At 61.0% G+C, this 10,862-nt stretch carries 6 protein-coding genes; all 6 read right to left on the reverse strand.

What is annotated here, in order from left to right; all coding sequences use genetic code 11:
• Positions 1-1,748: VCBS domain-containing protein (locus tag LB554_RS18655; RefSeq protein ID WP_224586132.1), on the reverse strand; the 1,748-nt coding region annotated here is incomplete at its 3' end.
• A 1,154-nt stretch (positions 1,749-2,902) separates the two neighbouring features.
• The gene (locus tag LB554_RS18660) at positions 2,903-3,706 is read right to left on the reverse strand and encodes an efflux RND transporter periplasmic adaptor subunit (protein ID WP_224586133.1); all 804 of its coding nucleotides are present in this window, start codon (positions 3,704-3,706) and stop codon (positions 2,903-2,905) included.
• Positions 3,707-3,755: 49 nt separating this feature from the next.
• Entirely contained in the window at positions 3,756-5,744 is a 1,989-nt protein-coding gene (locus tag LB554_RS18665) for a prepilin peptidase (RefSeq protein WP_140617582.1), read from the reverse strand.
• Positions 5,745-5,789: 45 nt separating this feature from the next.
• Positions 5,790-6,704 (reverse strand): SapC family protein, encoded by a 915-nt coding sequence (locus LB554_RS18670; protein ID WP_224586135.1) that lies wholly within the window; start codon positions 6,702-6,704, stop codon positions 5,790-5,792.
• Positions 6,705-6,838: 134 nt separating this feature from the next.
• The gene (locus LB554_RS18675) at positions 6,839-8,917 is read right to left on the reverse strand and encodes a peptidase M50 (protein ID WP_224586137.1); all 2,079 of its coding nucleotides are present in this window, start codon (positions 8,915-8,917) and stop codon (positions 6,839-6,841) included.
• A 71-nt stretch (positions 8,918-8,988) separates the two neighbouring features.
• Positions 8,989-10,860: an HlyD family efflux transporter periplasmic adaptor subunit gene (locus LB554_RS18680; protein ID WP_224586138.1), complete on the reverse strand. Its 1,872-nt coding sequence runs from the start codon at positions 10,858-10,860 to the stop codon at positions 8,989-8,991.
• Between the last annotated feature and the right edge of the window lie 2 nt (positions 10,861-10,862).

The following is a 10,862-nucleotide window of genomic DNA, read 5'->3' on the forward strand; positions in this document are numbered from 1 at the left end:
GTCCAGGCGCCGTTGGCGTCGATCGAGAAGTCGCCATAGATGCCGGGCGCATTGGTCTGCGCCACGACATGGGCCTCACCCGTGTCGGGGTCGGTGATCGTCAGCTGGCCGCTGGTGTTCAGCGCCGCAGCCGTGTCGCCTTCGCTCACCGACTTCGCGTCCGAGCTCACCGTCGCGGCATCGTTGGTGCCGGTGATGGTCACCGTCACCGTGCCCGTCGCCGTGCCGTCCTGGCTCGTCACCGTGAAGGTGTCGGTCACGATCTGGCCCGCGATCAGTTCGTTGTGCGCGCCGTTGCCGGCGTAGGTCCAGGCGCCGTTGGCGTCGATCGAGAAGTCGCCATAGATGCCGGGCGCATTGGTCTGCGCCACGACATGGGCCTCACCCGTGTCGGGGTCGGTGATCGTCAGCTGGCCGCTGGTGTTCAGCGCCGCAGCCGTGTCGCCTTCGCTCACCGACTTCGCGTCCGAGCTCACCGTCGCGGCATCGTTGGTGCCGGTGATGGTCACCGTCACCGTCTGCGTGTCGGTGCCGGTATGGCCGTCGTCGGCCTTGATCGTGTAGGTGAGCGTCAGAGTCTCGCCTTGGGCAAGGAAGTCGAAGGCTTGCGGTGTCGAGTTGAACGACCAATTCAGATTGTGCGTGTCGGTCGGATTGGCGGCAAGCGAGGCCGGCGACGCCGTCAGCATGCCGAGCACCGCGGCGCTGTTCAGACCGCCCGTTGTGCCGGCTAGCGAGACTGAGGTCACGCTAGGAGTCACCGTATCGGAGAGGTCGGCATCGTTCACCGTCAGGGTGCCGCTCTTCATCAGGGCTGCATTGGTCTCGGTCAGCGAGGCTGTAGCGCTGTCGCCGGCGCCAACGGTGATGTCCGGCGCGTCATTGGTGCCGTTGATGGTGATCGTCACCGTCTGCATGTCGGTGCCTGTATGGCCGTCGTCGGCCTTGATCGTGTAGGTGAGCGTCAGCGTCTCGCCGACAGCCAGGAAGTCGAAGGCTTGTGGCGCCGAATTGAAGGTCCAGCCCAGATTGTTGGTTTCGCCAGGGTTAGCCGTCAGCGAGGTCGGTGAAACCGTCATCATGCCGATGACGGCGGCGCTGTTCAGGCCGCCAAGGGTACCGGCGAGCGACACTGAGGCGACACTTGCGGTTACTGTGTCGGAGACGTCAGCGTCGTTCACAGTCAGCGTGCCGCTCTTCGTCAGAGCCGAGTTCGTCTCGATCAGCGACGCGGCCGCGCTGTCGGTCGTCACCAGATGGATATCGGGCTTGTCATTCGTGCCGGTGAACTGAACGGTGGCAGTGGCCCAGCTCAGCGTGCCGTTGCCGAGTTGAATAGCGTAGGTCACCTTATCGACGAGAACCTCACCCGCAGAAAGTGCCTGTAGCTGCCCAGCGATACTCGCCGTGTCGTAGTGGATTGTGCCATCGCTGGCCATCCAAATACGCGCTCCAAGCAAACTCGTGTCGGTGGTTCCGGCAAGGCCGGCACTGTCGTTGGAGTATGTGGTGTCGCGCGTGAGCAGGTCTATTGGCGATGGCGTTTTCGTTGCCGTCAACCCGCTCTCTGGGATTGAGTTGTCGATGGAGTAGAGCTGTTTGGCTGCGCCACCCAGATCATTCGCCAAAACGTTCAGGACAAGGACCCCGGTTGCATCTTCCGAATAGAGGAAGGTGTCGTCCTTTGCCTGCGGTGTATTGGAGAATGACGCCGTGGTGCCGCCGGCACCGGTGACCTGAGTAGCCATTTTCAACCCCTGTTTCTGTAGCAGACGCCCCAACGCCTGTTTGTTGATAGTCCTGTACGACCACGCTCTGTCCGAGCACCGATCCCAAAGTCGCCACGCAGCTGGGTTGAAAGCGAGTGCGGCGCATCATCAGCGAGCCTGCCGGACAAGCAGGTGCCGGCTGGAGCTAGCGGATGATGATCGCATGATGGCGGCTGCGACGGCGTTGTCGCAGCGCTGCGTCTCCCAACCCAATTGCATCGCCTAAATCGCCGGTTTCCGATCAAGAGATTTTAGACAATGCTTATATTAGGAGATTATTAACTCTACTGGGGAGGAAGCGTCAACGTCCAACTTGGGCGAACGGTTAATATTCAACATGAAGGAGCTGCAGCCACCCGGATCGGCTTGTGAGATCGAACTAGCGCACGCCTGATATGAGCCAGCGCGGCAGAAGATGCGGGGCAGCGTAACGAGAGCCCGCCAGCGCACTAACGCTGGACCTTGATCGCTGCCACGGGCGAGCCGGACATCCGGAATTTTCACGCTCCAACGCAGATCACTCCAAGGATGACAAGGCGCGAAGCAGATCTTGCCTTTGTGCACGCCGTTTTACGCCGTAGCCCCCCCTTCTTAAAGGTCTCTACCTCGTAAGGGACTTGGGCAGATCGGACTTGCCAGATTGGAGATGAAGAATACCAGTTCAGCGAAAGTGAGACACGACACGAGAACAATTCTCGATGGCGAAAATCGCCGCCGAATCTACGCGATTGCCGCTCCTTCACTCCCACTCGATTGTTTCTAACCCAAGTAGGTCATTGATCTATCTCGGTTTTTCTTATTTGTGACGCGCAACGCCGACCTATAGGCCGCCAAAATGTTACGCTTTTGATTTTAAAGCGAAAATCGCCGCAAAAATATTTGAGGTTGCACCAACTATCGGGACCAATCGGGCGATTTTTTGCTCCTGGCGGAGTCCGAGGGCGGCACCATAGAGCTTCGAAAGTACCGTCACCACTCCAACAAAGGTATTTTCGTTGGAAATCAATGATCACGGGCAGGCTTATAGACGCGGCTACTCTATTGATTTTATTGTTTTTTATGGACAATAATCAGAAACTTTCCCGCTGGCCGGATGCGCGACAGCGGTAGGCTTCGGCTGCGGTAGGGGCGCTTCAGTTCGATTTGGTGTCGAATTCGACCTTGCATCGCTGGCCGGCGGGCAAACGGTTGCCGGCATTGGGCAGCATGATGCGCACGCCGAACGTCCTGCTGGCAGCGTCCAGCACCCTGTCGATCACCTGAACCGTGCCGACCTGGACTTCATCGCGCGGCTCGCTGACGGTCACCTTGACGGCGAGGCCGACGCTGAACTTGCTGTATTCGCTGTCGGCGACGAAGGCTTCTACGCTCAACGGGTCGAGCTGTGCGATCGTGGCCAGTTTCCCGTTCTGGTCGAGGTATTCCCCGGCATATAGCTTGCGCTCCATCACAATACCGTCGATCGGGCTGAAGATAATCTTCTGGCCCAGCACCGTTTTTGCTCGAGCGAGTTCGAGTTCGAGAATGCGCTTGCGCGTTTCGGCGAGGGCCACTTCGCGCTTGGAAACCTCCATTTGCGCGACCGCTTCCTCGACGGCATCCTTCGAGGCGACGTTCAGACTGGCCAACCGCTTGGAGCGGTCCATGCGGCTTAAGGCCAGTTGATAGCGTGCCTGCTGAGCCTCGATTTCTGACGTGTTGGCCGCCTGTTCGGACATCAAGTCAACCGTTGACAGCTCGGTGCTTGCATTCATCCGGGCCAGGATTTGACCCTTCTTGACGATGTCGCCACGATCGATCAGTACCTCCTCCAGAAGGCCAGGTACAGGGCTGCCTACACCCACCACGATCGAAGGGTTGACGACGCAATCGAACGCCGCTGCATGAGTTGCGCCAGCCAGAAACACGGTGCCTATGGAGAAGATAGCTCGCAGCATTTAACGTGGCTCCCTGCCCGCCGCGGCCTCTCCAGCCGCCAGCCCAAGTCTATTCGGATTTGCCGGAGAAGGCGAGCAGCACACCCAGCCGCCGGTCCTGATCGAGAAGGTCCTTGCGCTCCGATGCGTGCGCGCGTTCGGCGCGCATCTGCGCCACCCGAAACAGCGCAAGCGCGGCGCGGCGCCTGAACCAGCCTTGACGCCGGCTGGCCCACTCGACAAGGCGTGGCGGCGCGAGATCGAGGATCGGATCCTCCAGCGAAAGAATGGCCCGCGTTGACCCCCGGTCTCCCTTGCGCGCCGTCCGCCCCTCCATCTGCCGGTCGATCCGACGGGCATCATGGCGCTCGCTCAGCACGACATGAAGCCCTCCCATTGCCAGCGCCTCTGGATCGACCTTGATGTCCACGCCGCGCCCGGCCATGTTGGTCGCGACCGTCACCGTTCCGACACGACCCGCGCCCGCAATGACATTCGCCTCGTCCGCGCTCTGTTCGGCATTCAGCACGGCATGCTCGATGCGGGCGCGGTCGAGACACGCGCTGAGTTCCTGCGACGCCGAGACCGAACGCGTGCCGATCAGTACCGGCCGTCCGAGGGTCCGCATCGTCTCAACCTCCTGCACGATGCGGTTCCATTTCTCCTCGCGCGTCGCACATACAATTGGCGCGAGCTTCGCGCGCCGGGGCGGCACATGGGTCGGCACGGCGAGAACCGACAGCCCGTAGACGGCGCCCAGTTCGCCTTTGACCTCGTAGGCTGTGCCGGACATGCCGGCGAGGCGCAGATAGCGACGAAAGAAGCGCTGATAGGTGATCCGCGCGGCGGTGCGTTTGCGCGGCGTCACCTTGCAGCCCTCCTTGAATTCGATCAACTGATGAAGGCCATCGCTCCAGGTGCGGTCGGCCATGATGCGTCCGGTGAATTCGTCGACGATCTGGACTGTCTCGTCGGCGACCAGATAGTGTTCGCCGCGTCGGAAAAGCAGCAAGGCGGAGAGTGCTTGCCTGGCCGATTCCTCGCGTCGGATGCGGTTGCGCCAGAATCCGTCGGCCGCCTCAGCGCGCGTCCAGAGCCTGTCCTTGCCTGCTTCCGTCAATTCGATACGGCGCCGGTCCGGCAACAGCAAATAGTCGACATCCTGCTGAAGGTCCTCGACCAGACGAAACGTCTTTTCCGCCCAGTCGCGTTCGTCGACGGAGTTGCTTTCTTGGGAGATGATCAGTGGCGTACGCGCCTCATCGACCAGCGCGCTGTCGGCTTCGTCGACGATTGCCAGGTGCAGACCGCGCATGACCGTTTGCGAATTCTCATTGCCGACCTGGCCGAAGCCGCTGAGCTTGCGGTGCAGCAGCCCGGTTCTTTGGCCAAGCGCCATGCGATCGCGCAGGTAGTCGAACGTAACCTCTTTGTTGCTCGCATAAACAATGTCCGACGCATAGATTCGTGGCCGCCCTGCCCTGTCGCCACTCTGGATCAGGCCCGTGGTCAGGCCGAGAAAGTCATAGACGGGCTTGAGCGTCGCAAGGTCGCGTTCCGCCAGATAGTCGTTCACGGTTATGACGTGAACCGGCGTGCCAGCCAGCGCCGCTGCCGATGCGGCGAGACCGGCGGTGATCGTCTTTCCTTCGCCGGTCGCCATTTCCGCCACCCGCCCGTCAAGCATTGCGAGGCCGCCCAGAATTTGAACGTTGTGGTGGCGCAGTCCGAGCTTGCGCCAGGATATCTCGCGCACGATCGCGAAGCATCGTTCGATGTTCGCCTGGGTGAGGCCGCCGCGACGCATCACCCCGCGGAACGCCGCGACCCGCTCGAGAAGCTCAACTTCGGTTATGGCCGCATAGTCACGCCCCAGGACCTCGATGCGAGGCAGTGCGCGATACATCCGCCTGAGCCTCGCTCGCTCCCGTAGCGGCGAGGTCACGCCGACCAGCCACTGATCCAGCCAGTCGAGGAATTTCGGCGCCGGGTCTTCCCGCTCGGCGCCGAGATCGAGGGCGGGAAGCAAGACGCCGGCCGGTTGCCCGGCCGCAGTCAAGCTCCTACTCCACTACGCTCGAGTGATATCCCGGTCGTCACCTGGTCAAGCCTGCTGCCCACTATCCTCGGCCTCGGCCTGCAGCCCGGCATCCGCGCTTCGTCCACCGCCTTTGTGCGCCGGCGATTTGCCGTTTTCCCGTTTCGCTTTGGCGGCCTCTGGTGCCGGTTCCGGTTTGTCCTCCACGTCCAGGGCCGGGGCAGGCATCCGCTCCAGCATGTTGGCGAAGTGCCGCAAGGAGTGGAGGTGAAGATAGGTGCACTCCAATTCGTCATTTCCGAACAAGGCTTGCAGGTCGGCGACATCGATTGCCTTCAGCTTCTCCCGGTCGACCGTCATGAAGCCGGCCAGAGAATGACGCTCGCCGCTGTTCAAATTGAACTGCGCCTGCATCGGCTGCAGCAACCCGAGCGACTTAAGACGATCGCAATATTGCTTGGTGCGCTGAAAGCGCGATTGATAATCCTGAAGGAAGCCAAGCACCTCTTTCAGGTAGCGCGTCTGCTGTCCGTCGCTGTCGAACAGGCGCTCGCCGCGGCCCTCCCGGTTGATGCCTTCAAAGCTCTCGTCGATGTTGAGGATGAACGTTCGGCCGCCGGCATCGGAAGAGAAAACAAACGGATAGCGCCGAACGAACGCCGGAACATACTTGCCGCTCCAGTTGCCGGCATCGTCGACATAAAGGTTTTCGGTCTGCTTCACGCCGAGAATGACCGCCGGCATGATCGAGTGTTCGGTGCCCGCGAAAACGATCGGGTACTCCGCCGCTGCCTGCGCGAATTCGACAGCCGTCACCGGTACCGAATTCACGTTTCGGGCGAAGCTGTAGGAGTGACCCGCCTTGATTGAAACATCTCTGTGGCGGTCTGAGGTCACCGGCTTTGTGTCTTGGTAGAAAAGAAGTTGAACAGTCATGAGAACTCTCCTCGAGGTTAAAACGGCCAATCGTCGTTTATACATTATATATCGGCACTGAATCCGAAGTATTGTCTCTCGTTTATTTGTATAAGTAAACAATTTATCGAATTTTTTGGTGCACTCATCAGGCGATCTAGTTAACTTAATCCAAATATTAACTCCTCCGGTAGCGCAGGTCATACCTTGTAGACCCGCAGGAAAACCTGTCTGATCCAGCGATAGGTCCGTTCGTAAAGCGGGACATTGCCGTGAAAAAAACGGACGTAGATTCGCCCGCCAATGCGGTCGATCTTGCTTGGATTGGCCAGCGCCAGTTCCAGATGCATCAAATTGGCAAGCACCCGCTTCTGCGCATGATCGGTCGGATCGAGTGAGAACTGGCCACCGCCCACCGTGCTCAATGCGGCGTTCGGCAAAGTCGCGGTCAACGACGGCACTTCGCGTATGATCTTGGCGGAATGGGAAACCGACAGGTCTTCGACGAAGCGCACGTCGACGAACTCCGTATGGTTGCGAACCAGGTCGGCGTCGCCCTCCGGGATCACGGCGCGCAATGTCGGCTGGTCGAACCGCGTCACATAGGCCAGCGTCTCGCCACGGCGCACAAACTTGCCTTCGAGATCATTTGAAGAGGGAACGATCAGCGTTCCACTTGCCTGAGCCCGGACTGTCAGCGCCTCGGCACGGTCGCGGGCCAGGACCAGGTCGGCGCGCGCCAGCCTGAGTTCTTCGGCCACCACTTTGGCGTTGACCTTGTCCGAGACGTCGAGCTTTTCGAGGCGGCGCTCAAGCTCCCCGACCCTCAAATCCAGCAGGACGGTCCGCGCCTCCAGCATAGGGTCTTCCAGCCGCAAGATCGGGGCGCCTCGCTCAATCCGGGCGCCGGGCGTCGCGACAATTTCCGCCACAACGCCATCGACACCGGCATTGACGACGCCGTCGCCCGGCAGCCAGACGACTCCCTGCGCGGCGGTCGCGTAGGGTAGCGGGATGACAAAGAACGGCAAGGCTACCAGTGCGAGGCTGGCTGCAACGACGGCGAAGGCCCTCCCCCTCGTTTTTCTCAGGGATGGGCTCGTGAACAGGAACCACAATTGGCGCGCCAGCGGCACGCCAACCATCAGCACCAGCGCCCACCCAGCCATCATCATGCCGACGACAAAGTAACGCTGGCTGACCAACGTGACGATCGCCACCATGACGCCGATCCGGTAGAAGAATGACGTGACGCCGTAGCTGAACAGCCAGAACTCTTCGCCCTGTGCGGTTGCCGGCGTTTCGGCGCTTTCGATACCGAACAGATAGTGCTGAACCAGATAGCCGAGATATTTGGTCGCGCGCTGACCAAGGTTCGGTATCTCGAGAATGTCGCTCAGGACGTAATAGCCGTCGAAGCGCAGCAGTGGATTGCCATTGAACAGCAAGGTCGAGACGCCGCCGATGAGCATCACGTTGAATGCGAAGGCGCGCACCAATCCGGCCTCGGCGTTCAGCCAGACGATCAGCGCCAGACAGGCCAACAACCCCTCGACGACAATGCCTGCCGCACCCACCAGGGCGCGCTGCCACTTGTCCCGGAATGCCAGGCTCTCCGACGCGTCGACGTAGGGCACCGGCATGAATACGAGCAGCATCACGCCGATCTCGTGCACTTCGCCGCCCCAACGTTTGACGGCGTAGGCATGCCCCAGTTCATGCAAGGTCTTGATAAAGGGGTAGGCGATCAGGATCAGGACAATATTCTCGGCCGAGAGAACCCTGTCAGTCACGTCGCCGGTCAGCGCCTGCCAATTCATCGCAGCAAGGAAAATCGAATAGCCAACCAGCGCGAGGAAAGCGATGCCGCCCAACCAGGATAGGAACGGCCGCACCAGCGGATAGGTCGCGTTCAGGAACTCGTTCGGATCGAACAGCCCGACGCGAATAGCCAGCGGATTTGCGAATTTCGACAGAAGTTTACGGTTGTGCTGTTTGCTGGCGCGGTCGGCGATTTCCTCAATGTCGGGTGGAATGTCGCCAAACAGCACATCCGAGGCGTGAAGCTGCCCCAAAAGGCGGATCACCGCGTCTTGTGTTATGATCTTTTCGTGGAGGCGTTCGCAGGCGCTGTCCCACACTTCTTGCATGGTCCGCCGGCCGGTCATCAGGCTGATGATAAAATAGGCCTCCGGCGTGAAGCGATGGAAGCGGCCTGAGGTCCGATCCTGCATTACATACCAGACCTGGTTACGGAAGATCGTGCGGTGGATGCTCACTTGGCTCCGCAGCCGGGGCTTCAATTGCGCGACGCGATACCAAGACGAACTGAAATAGCTCCCGTCCATGGTCAGCCCGCCCAGCGCCAGAGGGTCAGGCGCAGCCAGTCGATCATCTTCTGGGTGTAGACGAAGAACAGCAGCCGTTCATCCACATGGGTCTTGCTGACGCCCTCCATGCCGGGGCGCAGCCGCTCGAGGGATCCGGCGAGCGAAGCTTCGACCATGAACGAGTTGCGGCCGTTGCCCTGTCGCGAGACAGACGTGATCTGTTCAATCTTGTATGGCAGCGGTTCCCTCGGCAACGCGCTGACCCGCAACTGGCCGGTTTGGCCGATCTTGATGTCGTCGATGTCGCTTTCGTCGACTTCCAGGACAACGCGGTAAGAATCGAGCGGCGCGATGTGAAACAATTCCTGGCCACGCTCGACCGCCGCGCCGACCGACTGCGACAGATCGCCGGAGACAATGAATCCATCAAACGGCGCCACCAGCCGGGTGCGCCGCAGCTGTTCGTCAATCAGCGACAGCTGCGCGTCCGCCTGCTTGATCTGAGCCTCGATGATCTGGCTTTCGGCACGCTCGCCACGCGCCAGCGCGCGGTCAAATTCCGTTTCCTTCTGAGCCTTGGTGGTGACCAGCCGCAGCCGCTCGAAATTCAGATCCTGATCGTCAAGCTGCGCCAGCACCTGATCCTTGCGCACCGTTTCGCCTGCCTTGGCGAATTCCGACAGGACATAGCCGCTGAATGGGGCAACGATGGTTCGCTGCACCGAACCTCGAATGACAGCAGGCGCAGTTACCGCATAGGGCGAAGTGGCGACGCTCAGATAGGCCGCTATCGCCACCGCGGCCAGCGTCGCAATCTTGCGCCCGATAAAGCGCGGGCCAAGCAGCCTCTTGATCTGGATCCAGCCCGCTTCGATCGCCTTGGTGAAGATCGTCCGGTCGTTACGGCGTTTTTCCTCGAGCACCGGTCCGACCACGGCCGCGACTGCATCGCAAAGATAGATCGTCTCCTGGTCAAAGCTCGCGTCGGCGGGCCGCAGGAAGGTGAGCGCGCCCGTTATCGTGCCGTTGCTCTGCAGCGGCACGGTCAGGGCAGCGCCGTTCTTGTACTGGCGTGTCAAGGCTTCGTGCGCGATGCTGACCCGATATTCCTGACCCTGGCGCGGTGGCGCGACGACCACGGCGCGCTGGTCGATTGCCTCGTCCATCGCCGCCGCGATGTCGCGCATGAAGCTGACCTTGCCGTCGAATGCCGCCGAATGCGACACCGCCGCAACGCGCGTCCAGCGGCGGCGCATCACGCCGACGGCGACCGGGTCGCAGTTCAGCCGCATGGCAAGTTCGGTGACGAGGGCGGTGCAAGCGCCCTTGTACCGCTTCTTCTCGATCACCGCCGCCAACATATCGAACGCAAAGCGGCTGCGCTGCGCGGCCTGTTCGCTCTGATCGCTCATGCCACGGCGCAGATGCACCTCCACCCAGCCGCAAGCCCACTGGATCTTGCGCATGATGTCGGTGAAGGCAGCGTCGTTTCGCTTCACGGCAACGGCACAGGCTCCGAACAGATGCCCGTCGATGAGGATGGGTGACGCGATGATCTGTGTGTTGTCCGCCGGACCCGATACACTGACGCCCTGACGCTTTCCCGTGGCCATCTCGGCGGCGGCGAGAAGTCCACTGACCGGCGACTGTGAGTTCGGCCATGCAGCGGCCAGCACATAAGGCCCGGTATCGGCTTCCCCGAGCACCAGGGCTGCTGCCGAGGCATCGGCAATCTGGCGGCACAGAAGGCCCAGCCATGCACCGATGAACTCATCCGACGTTCCGGCCGCACGGAAGCGTGTCCACAGCGCCTGGTCCAGAACACTGTAGCTGACGATGCCGGCATCATCCAGCATCCTGTGGGTATCACCTTCAAGGATGCTATCGGCCATGG

The organism is Mesorhizobium sp. CO1-1-11, from assembly GCF_020164995.1.
Lineage (GTDB): Bacteria > Pseudomonadota > Alphaproteobacteria > Rhizobiales > Rhizobiaceae > Mesorhizobium > Mesorhizobium australicum.

Coding starts and splice junctions, on each gene's coding strand:
- LB554_RS18660 (WP_224586133.1), bottom strand. CDS start 3,706: ATGCTGCGAGCTATCTTCTCCATAGGCACCGTGTTTCTGGCTGGCGCA.
- LB554_RS18670 (WP_224586135.1), bottom strand. CDS start 6,704: ATGTATAAACGACGATTGGCCGTTTTAACCTCGAGGAGAGTTCTCATG.
- LB554_RS18680 (WP_224586138.1), bottom strand. CDS start 10,860: ATGGCCGATAGCATCCTTGAAGGTGATACCCACAGGATGCTGGATGAT.